Here is a 21,675-nt window from a genome sequence, read left to right on the forward strand (position 1 = left end):
ATCTCTGCCGCCGCTTCAGAACGCGCCGGGACAGTTAAAATTCTTGAGCAAATCCACGATAAGCTCATCGTTGTAAGTCAGGCCGGTCACTTCGACTTTGATTGGCCGCTGATGCAGATCAAACAGCAGCACTGGCTGGCCGGAAGGCGAAGTGGCGATATCGTTGACGGTATCCAGCCAGCGCATCAGCGCCCAGGGCCCGGTCAGCGTCAGGCCGTTTTCCTGCGACAAAATTCGCGGTTTGGTGCTCATATTGACCACGGATTCCGCTCTCGTCCCCGGCCAGTGAAACAGCTTCGGCGTCACCGGGCCGTGCGAATAGCCCATCACCACGCCGTCGAAGTTAAGGTTAAGCTGGGTCACCGAAGGCGCCAGATAGGGGATCGCCACGGAGAAATCGATGCCCAGCGTGCGGCCGCCGTTCTGGAAGAAAGCGCTGCGAATCGCCTCGGCCTGCTCAAACACGTCCAGCGCTTCCGAATCCTGGGTGTTGATATCGCCGCGATAGCGCCACGGCCTGGCGGCGGTATCGACCTTGTCGGCCAGGTTTTTCTGGAAATAGTCATCCAGCACGCCGCCGGTAGCGAAAAAGCGCTCAAAGTCGCGCAGGCTCACTTCTTCGCTGTTGTCGGCAAACGGATAACGTCCCTGCAGCGTATTGCGGCACACCTCGCCCGGCCCTGAAGAGATCGTCCTGTTGCTGCTATAAACGATCTGATGATTCACCCGACGGTAGGCGCCGTTCAGCAGCGGCGCGATAAGATATTTAAAGGGATCGGGCCAGACGGCGGACTCGGCGCTCAGCCGCTGCCCGGCATCGGATACCGCCGGCAGGCTGCCGTTTTTAATCGCGCTGTCGGAGATCACCAGCAGCGTATATTGATCGTTCAGCACGCCCATGATCTGGTGCAGCTTAGTACCGGAAGCCGCGCCCATCCCCTTCTCGCCGCCGCCAACAAATTCCCGCAGCGGCACAAAATAGTTATCGACGCCCTGGCGCAGCACTTTTTTCTCATGGGCGGCCAGCGCCAGATTCAGCTTCGAGGCCGCATCCACCAGCCGACTGTTGGTCAGGCCTGTGCCGCCCAGGTTTTGATTTTTCAGCAAATTATCCTGCTGATCCTCAGCCAGCGTCGTCTCCCTGACGGCACGGCGCGCCAGATTAATTAGCGGCGAATTGGTGGACACCAGGGTGCGCAGCATATAGATATCGAAAGATAATCCGCTGCCGTTATGCTCCGCGCCCTCGCTTTTCAGCCGGATATTCTGCAAAAAATGTTGCCAGCGTCGCGTGTACTCTTTCAGGTAGAGCTTCATTAGCGCGTCGCGTGTCGGATCGACGACGCCGGCGCTTTTATCTACCTTGAGCCTCTTCAGCGCGTTCTGCGCCTCTTCGTTGCCCATCACCCAGCTATCTTCAACCTGCAGCTGTCGGATGCTTTCACCCAGTTTTTTTTTAAACACCTGGTGATAGCCTTCCCAGGTAAACATTCCCGGCATCCCTTTTTCCGCCAGCTCCTCGTCCGCCAGCGTAAAAATCTGTCCGGCATCCTCATCGGTCATTTTGCTCAGGGTTAAACTTTCCGGCGCTTCCGCCTGCATCAGCGCCATCACGCGCTCATAAAGGCGGTTATTGAGCACGTTACGGTTCAATATTTCGCGCGCTTCCTTCACCAATGCCTTATCCGGCGACTGGCCATACTGTCGCCACTCCGGTCGGCTGAACAGTGCGTTAAGATGGGCGATAAACAGGCTTCGCTCTTCGTAAGGCTGGATTTTTCCGGCGCTGTCCCAGGCGCGCGTGACTTCGCTGACCACATAGTCCTGGTCGAAGACCCCCTGCCCCGACAGCATCAGATAGAGCTTCAGGCTGTTGTAGATAGCCGCATTGTTCCGTTCATACACGGCGTTCTGCAGCGCCGCGTGCGCCTGATTTTCGATCTGCGGAAAGAGCAGCCGCCGCAGAAAATAGTGATAAAGACCGTCGGCGTCCTTCGCCAGATGCTTGCCGATATAAAGGCCGTAGCGAAAAGAGAGATCGGGATGCAGCACGTCAAGCCCGCCAAACTCAGGCAGATACTGCGCCAGATTCAGCAACAGCGGCAGCCTGTTCGCGTCCGGCGCCTTTTGATAGCTTTTTACCTCTGTCTCCAGCCGCGCCGCTTTCTGCCCGGCCGCGACCAGATAGTCGCCGTTCTGGAAGTAGCTGTGATAAATCCCGTTCAGCAGCCAGATACAGGCGGCGATGCCCAGGCAGTGGCCGAAGAAATTCTGGAAGCGATATTTAGACTCCACGCGCAGGTTGCGCCGCGCCAGATCGGCATCTTTCAGAATGATTTCTGAAAACAGCGTCTTCAGAAAATATTGTCTGCCCCAGGCGACATCCCTGACCAGCGCGTCGCTTTCCCGGCTGAGCGACGCCTGGTAAGCCAGCGGAACGGCCTGCCGGTTAGCGACGAAGTTGCGCCACTTTTGCATCAGCGTGCCGTTATTGATCATCACGCTATTTTCAGGCTGGTGGCTGCTGACGAAATAGATGCCGCGCAGCGAGGTATAGCCCTGATTTTCGTCATAGCGCGAGGCGAAAAAGAGGGTCTGCGCCACTTCCGCCACGCCTTCCAGCAGCATTCTGAAATCCTGCGGCAGCGCGTACATCCGCTTTCTGTCGGTATTGCTGTACTCCTCCTGCTGACGCAGAGTCATCGCCCGCTCCAGCCGGTTTTCCAGCAGGGCGAACTCCGCTTCGACCCGCTCGCGCAGATCGCCGCCGCCATTTTTGGCCTCTTCGCCCCACGGAAAAGTGACGCCCCACAGCTGCTCGCGCTCCTGTTCGGTCAGGCTGCGAAAATATTCGGCGAAGCCCATCAGCCGGTCCAGCTTGGTAATCAGCATATAGACGGGAAAGCGAATGCCCAGCATGCTGCGCATCGTATCCAGCCTGGCGCGGACTTTCGCCGCCAGATCGTAGAGCTCCGTCTTGCTTTTGCCCATCACGTCGCTAACGCTGAGCGCGACGATAACGCCGTTGAGCGCCTGCACCGGTCGATATTTCTTAATCGACTTGACGATGCCGTCCCATTCCGGCTGCTCGTCCGCCACATCGATATACTTGCCGGCCGTATCGATAAACAGCGCCTCATTGGCGAACCAGCACTCGCAGTTCCTGGTCGGCGCGCTCTCTTTACAGACTTTATTGAGCTGTTCCGGCAGCGGGAAATGCTGGCCTGAGGATAAAATAGCGGTGGTTTTGCCGGCGCCCTGCGTGCCGGTCACCATATACCAGGGCAGCTCGTCCTGCATTTTGTTGAAGGAGAAGAAGCGTTTAAGCAGCGTCCCGTTTTTGCGCAGCTGCCGGACATAGGTCGCCGCGTCGCGAATAGTGGCGTTAACCTCGCTGACTTCCTCGTCGCTTTTTACCGCTTTGCTGCTGAAAAAAGTATCGAGCAGTTTGGGATTGTTTTTCAGCGCCAGCAGCAGACGCCAGATGCCATACAGCAGCGTAACCAGCAGGATCGCGCCGATTACGCTGCACCTGGCCGTGATGCTCGCCAGCGGATAGCCTTCACCAATCAGCAGATAGGGCCCGATGACCCAGACAATGACGCAGGCCGCCATCGCCAGCAGCAGAAACGCCGGGACGTTAAACCAGAGTCCAATCAGGCAGCAAAGCGCCAGCGCGATAAAAATAACCCGCGCCTCGACCTCCGCCAGCGGCCGCGTTTCGCCAAAGCCCAGCAGCGGCCCCAAAAACCAGATAGCTGCGATAATCAGGGCGAAAAAAACGATCGCCGCAAAAATTTTAAAACCGCGAAGCGAGAACATCCTGTTCAAATTAAACATGGTTTAACTCATTAATAGGTCACAAAAAATTCCACGCGCCTGTTCTGTGCACGCCCTTGCTTATCGTTATTGCTGGCGATGGGCTGGCTCTCTCCGGCGCCTTTAATACGGATTTTGGCCGGATCGATACCTTCCGCCAGGAAGTAGCGCGCCACGTCCGCCGCTCGTTTTTCCGACAGCACCTGGTTATTGGGGAACGCTTTAGTTTTAACCGGCGTGGCGTCCGTATGGCCCACGATCACCACGTCGCCGTTGACGCGATGCACCTCTTTCGCCACGCGCTTGATGATGTGCTCCATTTCAGGCATGACCTTGTCCGATCCGGAGAGGAAAATAGCGTCGCCGCGAAAAACCACTTTGCTCTCCCGCTGCGTTTCATCCACGCTGACCATCCGCTTTTTAATCTCCTCCTTCAGCAAAATAGCCAGCCGCAGCTTCGCTACCGTGACGGGTCGGCTGACATTCATATGCTGCATGGCGAAAATACGCTGCTGCAGCGCCACCTGATGCGTGCCCAGCCAATATTTGCACCAAATCCAGACGCCGCCGACCAGCAAACAGCCCAGCAGCAGCGTCACGCGTACCGGCACAATGCGCCTTTCGCGCTTCTTCTGGCCACGCACGGCCGCGCCGTGCGGCGACAGCGCGGGCGAAAGCGAATCGCGCGTGCTTTGGATCAGGGTCAGCAGTCGCTGGCGAATTTTCATCAGCTGCCGATCGCCATCCTCCAGAATGCTGTAGCGTCCCTCAAAACCCAGCCCGAGAATGCGCAGCAGCACTTCGAGCACGTCCACATACTCATGCGGATTCATGGAAAGGCGGCCGATCAGCAGGAAAAACTTGTTGCCGCCGTCGTTGTCGCCTTCGAAATGGTTGAGGATATTGCTTTGCGACCAGCCGGTCTGGATACCCCACGGCGTGGTGTGCGCCGCTTCATCCAGCGCGGTACAAAGGCAGTAGCGCACGATGGCCATTTTTTTCCACGCGATATTGACCTCGTCGCACACCACGCTGAAAAGATTGATTTCGTTTTTCAGGCTCTGTTTCAGCAGTTCGACGTGCTCGGGCTGCTGAACCACTTGCGGCATCTCGCTGAGTGCGCGCAGCAGCGGCTGCGCGGCTTCCAGCAGCGGATTTTCCGCCGCTCTGACCTTCTGCACGCGCAGCTGCACGCCTTCGCTCTGCAGCGAAACGTCGCTTTTTTGCGTCGTCCAGCTCTGCAGCAAGGCATCGGGATCGCCGCGATCCGTCGCGCTATTGGCCGCCTCTTCATCCAGCAGAAACCGGCCCAGCGCCTGCGCCGTCAGCGTCTCTTCCGTGGCTGAAGTCACGCGCGGCGCGGCAGGCATGATGCCCGGTACGGCCTGTTGTCGCTCTTCGCTCATCAGCTTCTGACTCCCCACAGCTCCATTTTCAGATCGGGGAAATCACCGGCGATATGCAGCGCCAGCGCGCCGGTAGCGGCGATTTTTTCCCAGAACGGCCCGCTTTGCAGCAGATCGAAATAGACATAGCCGGAGTGGTAGGGAATTTGCCGCGGCGGCACCGGCAATCCCTGCAGCACCAGGCCAGGCAGATGCGAGCGCACCAGTTCATGCAGCTGCTGCGGCGCGCTGATTTTCGCCTGCGCCGAGAACTGCTGCTGCAGCACGTCCATCGGCAGCTGGGCGTGTACCGCCAGCACCAGATTGGAAAAATCGCGCAGCTCGCCCGGCAGCATCGCCGCCGTCCAGACGCCGTTGCCTTTCGCATGGAGATCGATCATCTGTCCGGCGCGGATCAGGATCTGGTTCAGCAGATAGTGCAGCTCTTCCACCAGCGGACGGATCGACGGATAGAGCCTGGCATGATCGTAGCCCGGCGCGCCGATCGGCCTGCGCGTCTGGGTGCGGATAAAGGTCGACAGCTCGCCCGCGAACTTCGCCAGCTCCTGATAGAGCATGATTGGCGGCAGTTCGGGCACGTGCCGCAGATGATCCAGCACCGGCTCATATTTATTGAAGATCTGCAGCAGCAGATAGTCGACCACCTCGGCGCTGGCGCTCGCTTTGCCGTCGCTGTTGGCAAGCCGACCGGCCAGCATTTCTGCGCGCATCTTGACCAGTCCGTTAAGGTGGGTCAGCCATTCGCTCAGCAGCGTGCTGGCCGCATAGCCGGTGACGGGCGGAATATAGTCCTCCACGTGCAGCAGCACGCTGCCGTCGGGCTGAATCGCCTTAACCCGCGTCAGCGGCAGGCCAATCCAGGACTCGGTCATTTCGCTTTCAGAAACCAGATTCAGGCGCAGCCTCGCCAGCTGCACAGGCTTCGGCCCCTGACGAATGGCGTTGGTGTCGCTCAGCTCGGTTTCAAAAGCCGCGAAACGGGCCAGCGAACCGCTGTCGCTGAGATCGAAAATAGTTTCGTCGCTGTTGTCCAGCCGCAGCGGCACGGCCAGAAAAATCAGCTTACCCAGGTGATCCTGAGTGATGGTTAGCGGCTCGGGCAGCTCGGCGTGGCCCGGAATATCGAAAGGCGTGCCGTCCGGCAGTACGCCGCGTCCGGCGCGCAAAACGAGCTTGCCGTACGACAGCGCCTCCTGATCGATCTCATAATGAGCGAATCCCCAGAAAAAAGGCGAAATCGTCGCTGCCCGTTTATGGGCGTAATATTCCAGATAGCGCTCCTGCTGCTGAAACAGCTGCGGGCGTAAAAAGAGTCCTTCGCTCCAGACGACTTTATTTGTTCTCACTGGCTAATCCCTTTTATCGAGTGTGATCGCTAAGGCGTCAAAATGCACCGTCAGGGCAACCGCCTCGCCGGGCAGGACTTTTCGCCACCAGGATCGTTTTTTATGTTTTTTATACAGCTCCCAGGTTTCACTCCAGCCGGCGCGATCGATATCCCGATAGGCGGCAACAATCCCTAACGCGATCGTCTCTTTTCCCGGCGACAGGCTGATGATTCTGGTTTCTCCGGGCTGCAATATTCCCTCGTAGGCTTTTTTCGCTTCCGCCTGCAGCGCCGGATCCGCGCCATCGGTCAGGGTAAAGAAGTCGCTGTTTTCGAAATTATCCAGCGACTTTAAAAAATAAAAGGAAATATCCAGCGGCGCCGGCTCTCCTTTTTCATTGAGATTAATATCTTCTGCCGCTTCCAGCCTGATGGTTAATTCGGGCGATTTTTTTTCACCGAAAGGCGAGCTGCAGCCTGCCAGCGTAAAAAACGCCAGAATAAGAAGCAAACCACTCAATCGGGCTATTTTATTTGAATGCATCATAACGTTACCTTGGCTTGCCGGAACCGGAACCGGCCACGCAAACCCGCGACAGGCAGGTTAAAAAGCCTGCCATCACCATGATGACAAGCTTTAATTTGGTTCAATTCCTTAGCTGCTCTGGTTCGCTTTCACATCGTAGCTTGCAGAGATAACGCCAGATTTGCTGCCTTCAGAGTTCTGCATGACATAATCCTGCGTCACTTTGGTGAAGGAGAATTTAACCAGTTCGCGAGGACGGGTTTCATCTTCGGAAGAGCCTGACATCTCGACACGGGTAATAATGGTGTCGGTAAAGGTAATAGTCAGATATTCCAGAGGATCGCCGCCCGCTTTACGGATTACGAAAACAATATTTTTAATGTGTTTCCCCGTCAGACAGTAGCTCAGCAGATTAGGACTGGCTTTGTCGGTATAGTGGGTAAAACAGAAATCGTTTACGCTCGCCTTACCTGAACCACCGCCAGAACCGCTGTGCATATTGGAATGTTGTGAAACATCCCAATGCCACTCCAGCACCTCGATTTCATTAGTGTGTGAGGCATCAAGCGATTCACCTTCAATGCCGTCAATTTTGATAAACATATCTTGTGCCATGATAATTCCCTTATTTAGCACTTATTAAAATCGCTGCGCTTGCGCGCAGCGCACGTGGTTAAAGACAGCTTTTTCAATGCCATCAATAACAATATTAAAAAATCAAATCCGGTTTATGCCGCGCCTTTTAATGACGGCAGCTTGGCGACCATACGCAGCGACACCGTCAGGCCTTCCAGTTGAAAATGCGGACGCAGGAAAAATTTCGCCTGGTAATAGCCCGGATTGCCTTCCACATCCTCGACCACCACTTCCGCCGCGGCCAGCGGACGACGGGCTTTGGTTTCAAAAGTAGAGTTCACCGGATCGCCGTCGACATAGTTCATAATCCAGTTGTTCAGCCACTTCTGCATTTCGTCGCGCTCTTTAAAGGTGCCGATTTTGTCGCGCACGATGCATTTCAGGTAGTGGGCAAAGCGCGAGCAGGCGAACATATAGGGCAGACGCGCGGAAAGATTGGCGTTGGCGGTGGCGTCCGGATCGTAATATTCCGCAGGTTTTTGCAGCGACTGCGCGCCGATAAAGGCGGCATAATCGGTATTTTTACGGTGGATCAGCGGAATAAAACCGTTCTTGGCCAGCTCCGCTTCCCGGCGATCCGAGATGGCGATCTCCGTCGGGCATTTCATATCCACGCCGCCGTCGTCGGTCGGGAAAGTATGGCAAGGCAAGCCTTCGACCACGCCGCCGCTCTCCACGCCGCGGATCAGGGTGCACCAGCCGTAATGCTTGAACGAGCGGTTGATGTTGACCGCCATCGCATAGGCGGCGTTGGACCAGGCATATTTGCTGTGGTCGGCGCCGTCGGTGGTTTCTTCAAAGTTGAAGTCGTCGACCGGGTTGGTGTGGATGCCGTAAGGCAGGCGCGACAGGAAGCGCGGCATCGCCAGACCGATATAGCGCGAATCCTCCGACTGGCGCAGCGAGTTCCACGCCGCGTACTCCAGATTCTGGGTAAAGATCTTGGTCAGATCGCGCGGGTTGGCCAGCTCCTGCCAGGAGTCCATCTGCAACACCGAAGGCGACGCGCCGGTAATAAAAGGCACGTGAGCGGAAGCGGCCACCTTGGCGATCGACGCCAGCAGATCGACATCCGGCGCGGTGTGATCGAAGTAGTAGTCGGCGACCAGACAGCCGTAAGGCTCGCCGCCCAGTTGACCATACTCCTCTTCGTAAACCTGCTTGAACAGCGGGCTTTGATCCCAGGCGATCCCTTTATAGCGCCGCATATTGCGCCGCAGCTCGTCTTTGGAGATATCCATAAAACGCAGCTTTAGCTTCTCATCGGTTTCCGTGTTGTAAACCAGATAGTGCAGCCCGCGCCAGGCGCTCTCCAGCGCCTGAAACTCCGGATGGTGCAGGATCAGATTGATCTGCTCGGAGAGCTTGCGATCGATCTCCGCAATAAATGCGGCAATATTTTTATAGGCGTCGTCGGCCATCGTGACCGAACTGGCCAGCGCCTGCTCGGCCAGCGTCTTGACCGCGCTCTCTACGGCGGATTTCGCCTGCGCCGATTTCGGTTTGAACTCTTTGCTCAGCAGCGCGTTGAAATCGCTATAGCTGGCGCTGGCCGTCTGACCTTTTCCCTCAGCTTGCATCGACATGATATCCCTCTCTCCACTTACTCTTTCGGTGACAGACTGCTGTCGGTATTTGCCGGTTTCGGCGACGCGGCCAGCGTGGCCAGCAGCGTTTTATCCTGCAGCACTTTCATTACCAGGCTCTCTGCGCCGGCCTTGCCGTCCATATAGGTTTGCAGGTTGGCCAGCTGGGTGCGCGCCTCCAGCAGCTGAGAGAGCGAATCCACTTTTCTGGCGATCTCATCCGGCGAAAAGTCGTGAATGCTTTCAAACGTCATATCGATCATCAGCTGCCCTTCGCCGGTTAAGGTGTTAGGCACGGCAAAAGCCACGCGCGGCTTCATCGCCTTCATTCGCTCATCGAAGTTGTCGATATCTATGCTGAGAAATTTGCGATCGGCGACCGGCGGTAAAGGCTCCAGCGCTTTACCAGAGAGATCGGCCAATACCCCCATTACAAAGGGCAATTCTATTTTTTTCTCGCTGCCGTAGATCTCCACGTCATACTCAATCTGCACGCGTGGCGCCCTGTTTCTGGCGATAAATTTTTGAGCACTGCCTCTTTTTAAAGTCATGATATCCCTTTCACCGTTTTTTAATAAAAGCACCCTTATTTATCGCAATAGCTGGCTGCTTTACCGCGCTATTGCCTTACTGAATCTTCTGATTTCGCAATATGTCCCGTTTACAGATCGATTTATAAAACTTAAGCCGCCCGCCCATTTCGGGCGCGGGTATTCTTGCTATACGGAATGATAAATTGCCGTTTTCCCGCTTATACGCATGCGGCTTGCTGGAATAAAATAGCGATATTATTTTCCGCCAGGGTTATGCAGAGGCGCTGTTCGCTTAATGGCTGCTCGCTTTTTAATATCTGCCGTGCGATTTCCGGCGCGATATTTTGCTCAATAAAACGGATTAACATGCGCGCGCCCGTTTCAGCGACGGGACACTGCGCGATAATATGCGCCACCAGTTCATCGCTATAGTGAAGCGCAACGTGATGCTGCTCCTGCAACCGCAGCGCCAGCCTGCCGAGCTGCTGCCGGACGATACGCTGCAGCGAAGCTTCCTGCAGCGGCAGATAAGGCACGATGGCCAGACGCCCCAGAAACGCCGCCGGAAAAACCTTCAGCAGTTCGGGCTGCAAAAGCTTTCTGACGCTCTCGGCGTCTGGCGCCGTCTCCGCATCGGCGAACAGGCTGGCGATGGTTTCGCTGCCCACGTTGCTGGTCAGCAGGATCACCGTGTTTTTAAAATCGATCTGCCGCCCTTCGCCATCCTCCATGCTTCCCTTGTCGAAAACCTGGAAAAAAAGCTCGTGCACGTCGGGATGCGCTTTCTCAATCTCATCCAGCAGCACCACGCTGTAAGGCTTGCGCCGTACCGCCTCCGTCAGCACGCCGCCTTCGCCGTAGCCGACATAGCCCGGCGGAGATCCCTTCAGCGATGAAACGGTGTGGGCTTCCTGATATTCGCTCATGTTGATGGTGATCAGGTTTTGTTCGCCGCCGTAGAGCTGCTCGGCGATCGCCAGCGCGGTTTCCGTTTTCCCCACGCCGGACGGGCCAACCAGCATAAAGACGCCAACCGGCTTGCGCGGATCGGCCAGCCCGGCGCGGGCGGTCTGAATGCTTTCGCTGACCTGATGCAGCGCGTAATCCTGACCGATAACGCGCCCCGCCAGCCGCTGCGGCAGCTCCAGCACGGCGCGAATATCGTCTTTCAGCATCTGGCCGACCGGGATGCCTGTCCAGTCGGCCACTATCGCTCCGATAACCTCTGCGTTCACTTCCGCCTGCACCAGTGGCTGCTCTTCTCTGATCGCCTGCAGCTCTGTTTCCAACGTCGCCAGTTCGGTTTGCAACGGCGAGAGATCCTCCTGCGGCTCTTCGCTGGCCTCATGCGCCTGCAGCTTTTCGCGCACTTCGACGATGGCCGCGACCAGCGCTCTTTCCTGCGCCCAGCGCTGCTCCAGCGCCTGCGATGCCTCGGCCTGACGGGCAATCTCCTGTCGCAACCGCTCGCCGCTGTCGCCCTGGCCTTTGCCGAAGCGGTCCGCTTTTTCCACCAGCGCCAGTTCCGCACGAGCGGCTTCCGTCTGGCTGTGCAGGCGCTGCAGCGTGACCGGCGCCGCGTGTTGCGCCACCGCGACGCGCGCGCAGGCGGTATCGAGAAGGCCAATCGCCTTGTCCGGCAGTTGGCGAGCCGGGATATAGCGGTGCGAGAGTCGTACAGCCGCCTGTAAAGCCTCTTCCATAATCCAGACGCCGTGGTGTTTCTCCAGCACCGGCAGCAGTCCGCGCAGCATGGCGACGGCGGCCGCCTCGTCCGGTTCGGCGACCTGCAGCACCTGAAAACGCCGCGTCAGCGCCGGATCTTTTTCGATATGGCGCTTAAATTCGCTCCAGGTCGTGGCGCCGATGGTGCGTAGCTGACCGCGAGCCAGCGCGGGCTTCAGCAGGTTGGCGGCATCGCCCGTACCGGCGTTGCCGCCCGCACCGATCAGCGTATGGACTTCATCGATAAACAGGATCACCGGCTGCGGCGAGGCGATGGCTTCATCCAGCACCGCCTTCAGCCTCGCTTCAAACTCGCCCTTCATGCTGGCGCCAGCCGCCAGCGCCACCACGTCCAGCGCCAGCAGGCGAACTTTCGCCAGCGCCGGCGGCACGTTGCCCGCGACTATCGCCTGCGCCAGTCCTTCCACGACGGCCGTTTTCCCTACGCCCGCTTCGCCGGTCAGCAGCGGGTTGTTCTGGCGGCGGCGCAGCAAGATATCGGTCATGGTGCTGATTTCAGGCTCGCGTCCCGTCACCGGATCGATCTTGCCCTCGCGCGCCAAAGCGGTCAGATCGGTGGCATACTGCGCCAGCCCGCCGCTTTTCTGCTGGCCACCAATGGCCGAATTAACCTCGCCAGGCAGCGCGCCGCTGTCGCTGGTCGCTTCGCCGACTTCGGGCGACGCCTGGGTGATATAACCGAAATCCGCGGTCAGGTGCTCCAGAGAGATGCGCTCGAAGGCGGAAGAGATAGCGAACAGCGCGCGCCGCAGCTCCATGGTAGTGAGCATCGCTATCAGCAGATGCCCGCTGCGTATCCGGCTCTCCAGACACTCCAGGCTGGCGTAGATCCAGGCGCGTTCGATAGCCAGTTCGATATGGTATGAAAAATCGGAAATGGTGCTGGCGCCCGAAGGCAAGCGGGTCAGCGCCTGAGAAAGACCTCTTTCCAGCGCCTCCGCATCCACCTCGAAATGGCGGGCGATCAGGCGCAAATCATTTTGGTCCTGATACCAGATCTGATTCAGCCAGTGAACCAGCTCGACATAGGGGTTGCCGCGCAGCTTACAAAGCGTTGTCGCGCTCTCGATACTTCTGAACAACGTTTCATCCAGCTTGCCGAATAGATTCTGCCTTGTAATCGCCACGTATAATTCCTTCCCTGGTGTTGTCCTGCAAACTAAGCCCTGTTATTCAGGCTTTCCCTGGCAAGGAAAACAAAAACAATCCGCATTGTCTACGCCAGAAAATAAAATTAAGAAAACCGCCCGAACGTTATTCCTGAATATCAGCAGCAACAGCAGGACAATCCATTATTTAAAAAAGATTTTTTCCCGAACGAGCCTGATTTCGCCGGCAAGAATATTTCGCATTTTTTATAATCCCGTTGAGCACATTTTCAACCCGTGCTATAAATCCATTTAAAAAATCGCATAGCCGTAATTATCAACGCGATAGCGATAAACTATCATTAAAATTATCGCTAAAACAGAAAAAGGCCTTTCCCATTATAAGCGCCGACAATAAATACATAAAATAATATTATAAATCCAAAAAAGATAAATATATTAAGCCGGATAATGCCAACAGAATGACGGGAGCACGCGGTGAATCATAAATTTCTTGATTACTACAATCAGGAACTCACTTTTATGAAAGAAACGGTTCGTGAGTTTGCTGAGAAGCATCCTAAAATCGCGGGCCGCTTAGGGATGCGCGGCATAGAAACCGCCGATCCTTATGTTGAAAGGCTTATTGAAGCTTTTTGTTTTTTATCTGCGCGCACACATTTAAAACTGGATGCGGAATTTCCAAAATTCACCCAGCGCCTTCTGGATATTGTCTATCCTAATTATAACTGTCCTACGCCTTCTATCGGCGTGGTGCAGCTTGTGCCGGATTTAAAAGAGGGCGATTTAGGCCAGGGTTATCTGGTTCCGAAAAACAGCGCTTTTTATACCCGAATCCTGCCTGGAGAAAATACGCGCTGCGAGTTTCGTAGCGGTCAGGACGTCACGCTGTGGCCGATAGAAGTCGCCGAAGCGCGCCTGACCTCGGTGCCGCCGGATCTGCCTAATCTGGAAAAATACCGCATTCCCTACGCCAGGCTGAAAGGCGCGCTGCGCATTAAGCTGCGCCTGCAGGGCGAGCGGGTCTTCTCTCAGCTGACTGGCTTCGATCGGCTACCGCTCTATCTCGACGGCGACGAGCGCATTGTTTCCCATCTTTTTGAACTGCTGCATACCAGCAATGTGGCCATGCTGGTGCGAGCCGGGCACGACAGATCGCAGGATGTGGTGGTCAACCAGCGTCCGCTTACCTTTGAAGGGCTGAATCCCGATCAGACGCTGCTGCCGCTTTCCTGGAATATGTTTCACGGCCATAACCTGATCCATGAATATTTCGCCTGCCGCCAGCGCTTCTATTTCTTTACCCTGACCCAGCTGGCAGAAGGCTTTCGCCATAACCATAGCAGCGAAGCCGAACTGATTGTGCTGCTGGACAGGCTTCCGCAGGAGCTGGTCGGCCATACCGACGCCTCCAAATTTTTACCTTTTTGCACGCCCGTGATTAATCTGTTTCCCAAAGTGGTGGACAGGATCGAGGTCAACAGAGCGCTGAACGCTTTTCATATCGTGCCCGACCGCAGTAAGCCGCTGGATTACGAGGTCTTTTCCGTCCATAAAGTGCTGGGTCAGCAGGCGGAAACCAGCGAAGGCGTAGTGTTCCATCCGCTCTATCAAACCCGCCACTGCGATTACGGCAATTTTGGCCGCTACTTTTCGCTGAACCGCGAAGCGCGCATCAAAGGCGACGGCAAAAGAAAATATGACACCCGCACGCCCTATCTGGGCACGGAGGTTTTTGTGTCGCTGGTCGATCAGCAGGAAGCGCCCTATGCCGATCCTATCCGCTATCTGACGGTGGAAGCCCTGGTCACCAACAGGGATCTGCCGCGTCTGATTTCCAGAAGCGGCAGTTTCGATCTGACCATGTCCGATGCGGTTCCCATCGCGGGCGCGTCCTTTATCTGCCAGCCCAGCGCGCCGCGCGAGCCTTTCGCGCTGGGGGAATCGGCATGGCGCCTGATTCGTCAGCTCAGCTTCAACTACCTGCCGCTCTCCGATATGGAGCACGGGCCGGGCGGAGAGTCGCTGCGCAATATGCTGCGTCTGTTTTTACACAGCGCCGATCGCGAGTCCGGCACTCAGGTGGACAGCGTTATCGGCTGTAAAACCTTTCCGGTGACCCGACGTCTTCCTGGTGACGGTTTGCTGATCTACGGCAGAGGCGTGCGCTGCGTTCTGACGGTGGATGAAGAAGGCTTTTCCGGCGTCAGTCCCTATCTGTTCGGGCTGGTGATGGAAAACTATCTTTCACGCCATGCCGCCATCAACGTCTTTACCGAAACCGAGCTGCGCTCGATGCAGCGGGGCCTGGTGGCAAGCTGGCAGGCTCGTCCCGGCAAGCGAGGATCGTTCTGATGGCGGGTTCCACCCCAGAGATGCTGGCCGCCTGGTTCGATGAAAAACGCCCCTGGGAAGCCGGCTTTTTCAGCGTGATGCGCGCCATTACCGCTAAAACGCCCGGCATGCCCGCGCCGGGCGCCGCGGTATTGCCCACGCAGGAGAATTTTCGTCTCGGTCAGACGGCCACCATGATCTTTCCGCCGCGCGAGATTGCTTCCATTGCTCAGCACGATGGCCGCATTGACATCGAGCTGTTCGGACTGGGCGTTTGGGGGCCACAGGGCGCGCTGCCGCTGCATCTGTCGGAGCTGGCCTATTCACGGGCGGAAGCACACGATCCGACGCTGATCCACTTTCTTAATATCTTTCACCACCGCGCGCTGTCGTTGTTCTATCGCGCCTGGTTTGTGGCGCAGGATACCGCCTCGCTGGACAGGCCGGACGATGAGCGATTCTCTTTTTATATTGCCAGCCTGGCGGGCATGGACCCGGCCGAGCTGCACGGCAAGCCGCTGCCGACCCATGCCCGGCTCGCCTCTTCCGCCCATTTGATCCGCGAAGCGCGCAACCCGGAAGGACTAACCGGCGCTATCGAATACTACTTTCAGATTCAGGCGCGGCTGGAAGAGTACGTCAGCCAGTGGATTTTTCTGGAGCCGCAGGATTGTTCGATTCTCGGCTCGCACGACGGCGCAATGCTGCTGGGCGACGGCGCGATTCTGGGCGACACCGTTCGCGACAGGCAGCATAAATTCAAGCTGATCCTCGGCCCGTTGACGCTGGATAACTATATGCGCTTCAGCCCGTGGGGCCCGGATTTGCCGGTACTGCGCGAGTGGGTGCGTAACTTCACGGGCTTTGAGTACGCCTGGGATATAGAGCTGGTGCTGGCCGCGGAAGAGATGCCGCAGGCGACGCTGGATGGCAGCCACCAGCTGGGCTACGCCGTCTGGCTGGAGCGAAAAGAGAAGGATACGCCGGTTTACGGCATGAGTTTCGAGCCGGAGCTTTATCACTCAGAGTCCCGGCGCGGCAACAGGAAACATTAAGGACGATATTGTGACGGAACACGCCTACTATCAAACGCTGCTACAGCCTGTTTCCAGCGAGCAACCCTGTGGGGAAAACCTGGAATATGACGCCGGCTTCATTATGCTGCAGGCCAGGCTACAGCCCAAACTGGACGCCGAATATGGCAGCTTTGTCGAGGCTGCCGAGCCGGTCAACTGGGCGGAGATCGAGCGAGACTGCCAGACCCTGCTGCAAAGAAGCCGCGATATTCGGCTGATAGTCGCGCTGATACGCTGCCGCATCCGGCAAATCGGCGCGCCCGCGCTCTGTGAAGGCCTGCTGATTTTACGCGATCTGCTGACGGCTTTCCCCCAGCATCTCTATCCGCAGCTGACGGAAGAAGGCGAGTTCGATCCGGTGATGCGGGCCAACGCCCTGGCCGAACTGGAAGATATCGACGGCCTGCTGGCCGATCTGCGCAATTTACCGCTGCCGAAAGCGGCAGGGCTGCAGATCGCCATCAAAGATTTTGAAAAGGCGCACGCCACGCCGCGTGAAGAAGGCGCGCTGCCGGAAGCCACGGCGGCGGCTCTGCTGCTCGAATGGCAGGCTCGTCAGGATGCGAATATCCTTTCGCTGCAAAAAGCCGCGGCCTGCCTGACAGAGCTGCAGGCTTTACTGGCGCCTACGCTGGGCGATGAAGCGCCCGACTTTAGCCGCCTGAAAAACATTTTGCAGCTGTTCGTCACTCATCAGGAAGCGCCTGCGCTACCCACGTCTTATGTCGAAGCGGTAAGCGAAGAGCAGGTTCTCCGGCAGGAAACGCCGCCGGAAAGCGTGACGACGGCCGATCCTCTTCCCGCGCCGCGCCAGGGCGATATCGCCAGCCGTACCGATGCGCTACTCAGGCTGCAGGAGCTGCGAATGTGGTTTACCCGCATGGAGCCCGGTAGCCCCGCAATCCTGCTGCTGCAGTTTGCGGAAAGAACCATAGGCAAAAGCTTTGCCGAACTGGTGAAAATGCTGCCGCCGGAGATTATCGACAAGCTGGATCCCGACAGGCAGTAGCCCGCGACGCTGCCTGAGGACTAAACAAGGACCGTTACATCACAGGATGGCTATATGGAAAGGAAACCTGCCATTTTTATCAGCATCGCCAGCTACCGCGACGCCGAGCTAATCCCGACGCTGCGCGATTTAATCGACAAGGCTTCCGGCTTGTACCGGCTCGCCATAGCCGTCTGCTGGCAGGACGACGGCGACCAGCGCATTTTTCAGCAGGCCGGCATGACGCTTTGCGCGGAGCAGTCGACAGAGGCCTACAGGCTGATGAACTGGCGCTACGCCGACGCAGAGATTCAGGTTATCGCCCTGCACTACTACCACAGCAAAGGCGCCTGCTGGGCAAGAAACCTCTGCGAAACCCTGTACCGGCAGGAGGACTATTTTCTGCAGATCGACTCCCACTGCCGTTTTATCGACCACTGGGATCGCGAAATCGTACAGATGCTGGAAGCGCTTAAAGCGCACAGCGAGAAGCCCGTGCTCTCCTGTTATCCGCCAGGCTACGTGCCGGGCAAGGAAGAGGAAAAAACCCAGGCGACCTTCCGTCTGGTTTTCCGCGGCTTTTCGCCTGACAAAATAGTTCAGCTCACCTCGGTTGATTTCCACCAGCAGGCGCCGGTCAGAGGAGGCTATATGGCAGGCGGTTTTATCTTCGCCGATGGCCGCTTTGTCAGAGAAGTCCCGAACGATCCGCAGATATTTTTTGAAGGCGAAGAGATCGCGATGGCGGCGCGCGCCTTTACTCAGGGCTATGACGTCTGGCATCCGCATAAGGTGCTGCTGTGGCATTTTTACGGCCGGGATAAGGCCGTGCGTATCTGGGGCGATCATGATGAAAAGGCCAAAGAAGCCGGTTCCGTAGACCAGGCCTGGTACGAAAGAGATCGCGAGTCGAAAAAGCGCGTGAGGGTGCTGCTGGGCATAGAACCGCACCAGGGCGGCGAGACGAACGACTATGGCCTGGGCGATAAAAGAACGCTGGCGGAGTTTGAAGCCGTGCTGGGCCTCTCTTTTACACAGCAGGCCGTGCTGCCGGAAGTGCTGGCGGCGGAGCGCGTAGCCTGGTTCCCGCCGCCGCACGACGAAAACTGGCGCGAAAGACTGACCGACCGCCTGCCGAAAGAGATCAGGCTGAAGCAAGAGGAGTTCACCTCGCCTTTGACCGAGGTCGACTCTCTGCATATTGGCATCTACAGCGGCTATAACGATCTGCTCTACAAAAAAACCCTTTCCGGCGCAGAGATAGCGACCCAGCTGGCAAGCGGCAGCGAAGTAAAGATCATCATGAACATCGCCTCTTCGGCCACGCCCAACCCTGCCGTCATCCGCTTCAGCGCCTGGGATGACGATGAAGGATGGGGCGAGGTAGTGGAGAGAGCCTGGTGAAAAGCGACATCCTCTACAACCGCCTGATTGGCGTGGACGCCCTGCTCTCTTTCGACGGCATTGTTCCTTCCCTGCCGGATCTGCAGCTAAAGCTGATCAATCTTATCGATCTCTTCAGCAAAGCGCTGGTGGCGGAAGGCGAGAACGAACAGCTCAGCGACGCCCTTTGCTATCTGCTCTGCCGCTACCTGGACGGGCAGATCGAGCTGTGCCTGCGTGCCGATAAAATCGCCTGGGATCGCTATTCGCTGACCAACCATTTTTATGGCTATCAAAACGAGACGGAAAAGATAAGTGACGGGCTGGCGTCGCTGCTGGCCAACGCCAAAGGCCAGCTGCTGGTCTGCGCCAGAAAGCTGCTGCTGCTTGTCGCCGCTTCCGCAGGCAATGACCGCGTTGTTGAGAGACTGCTCGCGCAGTACGCGCCGCCGCCAAAAGCCGTGCGGCCACCGGAGACGGAAGATGAGCCGCTGCCTGCGCCGCCCATGCCGCCCGCGCCGCACAAATCTGCCCGTCTAACGCTGCCGATTCAGCTGCTGTTATCAGGCCTGTTGCTGGTCGCCGTAGGCTATTTTTGCCTCAGCTATCTGGATACCCTTTAACGATGAGCGCCTTAATACCGCCCGAAAAAAATCCGCTGCCCACCGCGGCGATCTTCATCATCGGCCCCTATGCGGAAAAATGGTTTTCCGCGCGGCAGTCGAAACGGCAAGACGATCGGGTGCGCTGGATAGTGGCGCAGGATGCGGCGGCGATGCAGCAAACCCTGCAGCGGATACGAGCAACCAACCGCCGTCTGCACGTCAGCACTTTTTTCCCTTTTTTCCCGGATGGCGAAGAGAATGTCGCGCAGACGCTGGCGCAGATCGCCAAATGGCAACGGCTGTTTCTTCATCAGCAGGAGACGTTCCCCTGCGTACTCGCCCTGTATGCGCGCCTTAGCCAGGAAAGCGCGGCCGGGCAGGCCAGATGGTCAGGCGACTTCAACCTGAACAGCACGGGTGAAACCCCGCTCAAAAACGAACTGGATAAGCTGCTCACTCTGCCGGAACCGCTCAGCCGCCACGCGCTTCACCGCCGCGCCATGACGGATGCGCTGCGGCTGTGGTTGCTGGAGTCGGGCGTGGAGAAAGCGCTGCACGCGCTCTTTTCCGCTTCGTCGCTGCGGCTGAACGCCGTTTTGCTGGCCGATAACGGCAGCGGCTTTACGCGACATGGCGCCTGGGCGCAGTGGCTGCAACAGAAATTTGGCCTTTGTCCGGGGCTTGCTGCCGGCATCGAACTGCCGGTTTTGCCCAGAGTCGTCAGCCATAACGCGCCGCTGCCGGTTCAGCTTGTCGTTCAGGAAACGCCGCGCGCTTTTCTGCGCTGGTTACCGATAGCGACCGCGCTGCTGCTGGCCAGCGGCATGATCGGCGCGACCTGGCTGGAAGCCAGGCGTATAACCGCGGTCGAGCGGGATCTGGCCGTTTTTCGGCAAACGCACGAGATGCAGCTGCAGACAAAGCGGGCGCTTTACCAACAGCTACTGGCCCGAAAGCAGCAGCTGCTGAGCTGCCGTGACGCCTGGTATCACTGGCCAGCAGGATTTTCACGCTGCGGAGAAATGGTTGAAAGCATCGATCGGGCGCTACAGGAGTATAACCTGTCGCCAATTTTTATGCCGTCAGGCTCTGTGGCCCTGTTCAATCAGGGAAGCGCCGCGCTCAGACCTGACAGCAGCGACAGCCTGGCCAGTCTACTGCCGTTAATCCGCGACAACGCTCAAACCACTTTTGCGATTGTGGGGCATGCGGATAACACGGGCAGCAATGAAACCAACGTCCAGCTCTCTATGCGCAGAGCGCAGGCGGTACGGGACTGGCTGGTCGCTCATGCCGGGGTTTCGCCGGACAGGTTTGTCATCAAAGGCATGGGCGCCAGTAAACCCGTCGCCAGCAACCAGACCGGAGAAGGCCGTGAAAAAAACAGGCGCGTGGAAGTGATTCCGCTGCCGGATTTCGTACATCAAAAACAGGTAAAGGATGATGAGTAAAAAACTGAATTACATTATGTATGAAGGCACATTTCTGACCGAGACGCCGACTTACGATCAAAGCATTAATATTTTGCGTTTTCACGATCCGGAACAGAATGAATATACCATCCTGATCAACCGCGCTTTCAAGGTAGAGAATCAGACGCTGGAGGAGTTTTGTGAAGCGCAGATGAATTTGATGGCCAACAGCCTGCCCGGTTTTAAAAACGAAGGAAAAATGCTGAAAAATGAAATCGGCCCGGCAAAGCTACCGGTTATCCAGACGGCCAACGCTTTTCTGGAGAATGGTCAGCCGGTGAAACAGGTGCAGACCACCGTCGAGCTGCCGTGGCACCCTACTATTAATCCCGCTCGTCTGAATTTGATGGTCTTTACGCTGGCGTCGCAAAAAGAATTTAATGATTATCAGCGCAAGCACTATGTCCAGATTATTAACAGCTTTAACCCGGAAACCTCGCCGCTGGGCGAGAATGAATAAGTTATGCTGTCGGCCCGCTCATTCGCGGGCCGTTTTTCGCCGCGCGTGTTGTTAAAGACAAAGCGTATTCCCTTTTTTCCCTCCGCTTCTGGCAATATAAGACGCATATTTATAAAATTCTACGCGGTTCAGCATCCCCATCTTTCTGATAGCATTCCGACAGTGCGTATTAACGGTTTTTTCTGAACGCCCCAGCATTCTGGAAATATTTCCCGTATCGTAACCCTGGCCGACCATCAGCATAACTTTACTTTCCGTAGAAGAGAGCTGCATAAATTTTTTCAGTCCGGCAATTTTACAGCTCTCACGACTGGTGGCATAGAGGGCATTATTACTGGCTATCAGTAAAATCTTCTTTATCTTACCGGTAATTTGCTGCAGATTGTCACCGCGGCAGGTAAAGGGAATATGTAGCACCGGCAAACTGTTTTCGGCCCGGCCTTTGCCAGCAAACCTGCCGCAGCGGTTATTATTAAAAGAAATACTAATCATAATATCTCTGAAAACGATATCAGCTTCTGCTACTGCCGAACCATCCTTGTCCGACAGGATCTCCACTAACCCATCTTTAATGATGTTGCCTGTCTTCACAATCAGTGATTCCAGGCCTTTCCGATAAAAGACATCGTCGCTGGCTACGGTTATCTTAAGCATAATATTTCATCCTGA

General features: G+C 56.8%; 16 protein-coding genes. 7 read left to right on the forward strand and 9 right to left on the reverse strand.

What is annotated here, in order from left to right; translation table 11 throughout:
* Window positions 1-15 precede the first annotated feature (15 nt).
* The 8 genes from tssM to tssH form a co-directional block, all read right to left on the reverse strand.
* The gene (tssM, locus tag MKZ79_RS15585; protein ID WP_336143454.1) at window positions 16-3,840 is read right to left on the reverse strand and encodes a type VI secretion system membrane subunit TssM; all 3,825 of its coding nucleotides are present in this window, start codon (window positions 3,838-3,840) and stop codon (window positions 16-18) included.
* Window positions 3,841-3,851: 11 nt separating this feature from the next.
* Window positions 3,852-5,225: a type VI secretion system protein TssL, long form gene (gene tssL / locus MKZ79_RS15590; protein ID WP_336143455.1), complete on the reverse strand. Its 1,374-nt coding sequence runs from the start codon at window positions 5,223-5,225 to the stop codon at window positions 3,852-3,854.
* The gene (tssK, locus tag MKZ79_RS15595; protein WP_336143456.1) at window positions 5,225-6,571 is read right to left on the reverse strand and encodes a type VI secretion system baseplate subunit TssK; all 1,347 of its coding nucleotides are present in this window, start codon (window positions 6,569-6,571) and stop codon (window positions 5,225-5,227) included. The genes tssL and tssK overlap by 1 nt, the downstream gene beginning before the upstream one ends.
* A 3-nt stretch (window positions 6,572-6,574) precedes the next feature.
* Window positions 6,575-7,099, reverse strand: a complete 525-nt coding sequence (tssJ, locus tag MKZ79_RS15600; RefSeq protein ID WP_336143457.1) for a type VI secretion system lipoprotein TssJ — start codon at window positions 7,097-7,099, stop codon at window positions 6,575-6,577.
* Between the two features lie 108 nt (window positions 7,100-7,207).
* Window positions 7,208-7,693 (reverse strand): Hcp family type VI secretion system effector, encoded by a 486-nt coding sequence (locus MKZ79_RS15605; protein WP_336143458.1) that lies wholly within the window; start codon window positions 7,691-7,693, stop codon window positions 7,208-7,210.
* A gap of 113 nt (window positions 7,694-7,806) precedes the next feature.
* Complete coding sequence (gene tssC, locus MKZ79_RS15610) at window positions 7,807-9,294, reverse strand: type VI secretion system contractile sheath large subunit (RefSeq protein ID WP_442897164.1); 1,488 nt, start codon at window positions 9,292-9,294, stop codon at window positions 7,807-7,809.
* Window positions 9,295-9,317: 23 nt separating this feature from the next.
* The gene (gene tssB / locus MKZ79_RS15615; protein ID WP_336143460.1) at window positions 9,318-9,851 is read right to left on the reverse strand and encodes a type VI secretion system contractile sheath small subunit; all 534 of its coding nucleotides are present in this window, start codon (window positions 9,849-9,851) and stop codon (window positions 9,318-9,320) included.
* A 200-nt stretch (window positions 9,852-10,051) separates the two neighbouring features.
* The gene (tssH, locus tag MKZ79_RS15620) at window positions 10,052-12,706 is read right to left on the reverse strand and encodes a type VI secretion system ATPase TssH (protein ID WP_336143461.1); all 2,655 of its coding nucleotides are present in this window, start codon (window positions 12,704-12,706) and stop codon (window positions 10,052-10,054) included.
* Window positions 12,707-13,165: 459 nt separating this feature from the next.
* Between tssH and tssF the strand changes: the two genes are divergently transcribed.
* Genes tssF through MKZ79_RS15655 form a run of 7 tightly spaced genes read left to right on the forward strand, consistent with a single transcriptional unit; the run spans window position 13,166 to window position 21,006 of the window.
* The gene (gene tssF / locus MKZ79_RS15625; protein ID WP_336143462.1) at window positions 13,166-15,043 is read left to right on the forward strand and encodes a type VI secretion system baseplate subunit TssF; all 1,878 of its coding nucleotides are present in this window, start codon (window positions 13,166-13,168) and stop codon (window positions 15,041-15,043) included.
* Entirely contained in the window at window positions 15,043-16,077 is a 1,035-nt protein-coding gene (gene tssG / locus MKZ79_RS15630) for a type VI secretion system baseplate subunit TssG (protein WP_336143463.1), read from the forward strand. Before tssF ends, tssG begins: the two co-directional genes overlap by 1 nt.
* A 10-nt stretch (window positions 16,078-16,087) precedes the next feature.
* Window positions 16,088-17,107: a type VI secretion system protein TssA gene (gene tssA, locus MKZ79_RS15635; RefSeq protein ID WP_336143464.1), complete on the forward strand. Its 1,020-nt coding sequence runs from the start codon at window positions 16,088-16,090 to the stop codon at window positions 17,105-17,107.
* Window positions 17,108-17,161: 54 nt separating this feature from the next.
* Complete coding sequence (locus tag MKZ79_RS15640; RefSeq protein WP_336143465.1) at window positions 17,162-18,490, forward strand: GlcNAc-transferase family protein; 1,329 nt, start codon at window positions 17,162-17,164, stop codon at window positions 18,488-18,490.
* On the forward strand, window positions 18,487-19,092 hold the full coding sequence (locus tag MKZ79_RS15645; RefSeq protein WP_336143466.1) for a DotU family type IV/VI secretion system protein: 606 nt from the start codon (window positions 18,487-18,489) through the stop codon (window positions 19,090-19,092). Before MKZ79_RS15640 ends, MKZ79_RS15645 begins: the two co-directional genes overlap by 4 nt.
* Before the next feature lie 2 nt (window positions 19,093-19,094).
* A complete protein-coding gene (locus MKZ79_RS15650) occupies window positions 19,095-20,525 on the forward strand; it encodes an OmpA family protein (protein ID WP_336143467.1) in 1,431 nt (476 codons plus the stop codon).
* Window positions 20,515-21,006, forward strand: a complete 492-nt coding sequence (locus tag MKZ79_RS15655) for a DcrB-related protein (protein ID WP_336143468.1) — start codon at window positions 20,515-20,517, stop codon at window positions 21,004-21,006. The genes MKZ79_RS15650 and MKZ79_RS15655 overlap by 11 nt, the downstream gene beginning before the upstream one ends.
* A 51-nt stretch (window positions 21,007-21,057) precedes the next feature.
* Here MKZ79_RS15655 and MKZ79_RS15660 read toward each other — a convergent pair whose 3' ends face one another.
* Window positions 21,058-21,660, reverse strand: coding sequence for a helix-turn-helix domain-containing protein (locus MKZ79_RS15660; RefSeq protein WP_336143469.1), 603 nt, complete (start codon window positions 21,658-21,660; stop codon window positions 21,058-21,060).
* Window positions 21,661-21,675 lie beyond the last annotated feature (15 nt).

It is taken from the genome of Erwinia sp. CGal63 (assembly GCF_037026505.1).
Taxonomy (GTDB): domain Bacteria; phylum Pseudomonadota; class Gammaproteobacteria; order Enterobacterales; family Enterobacteriaceae; genus Erwinia.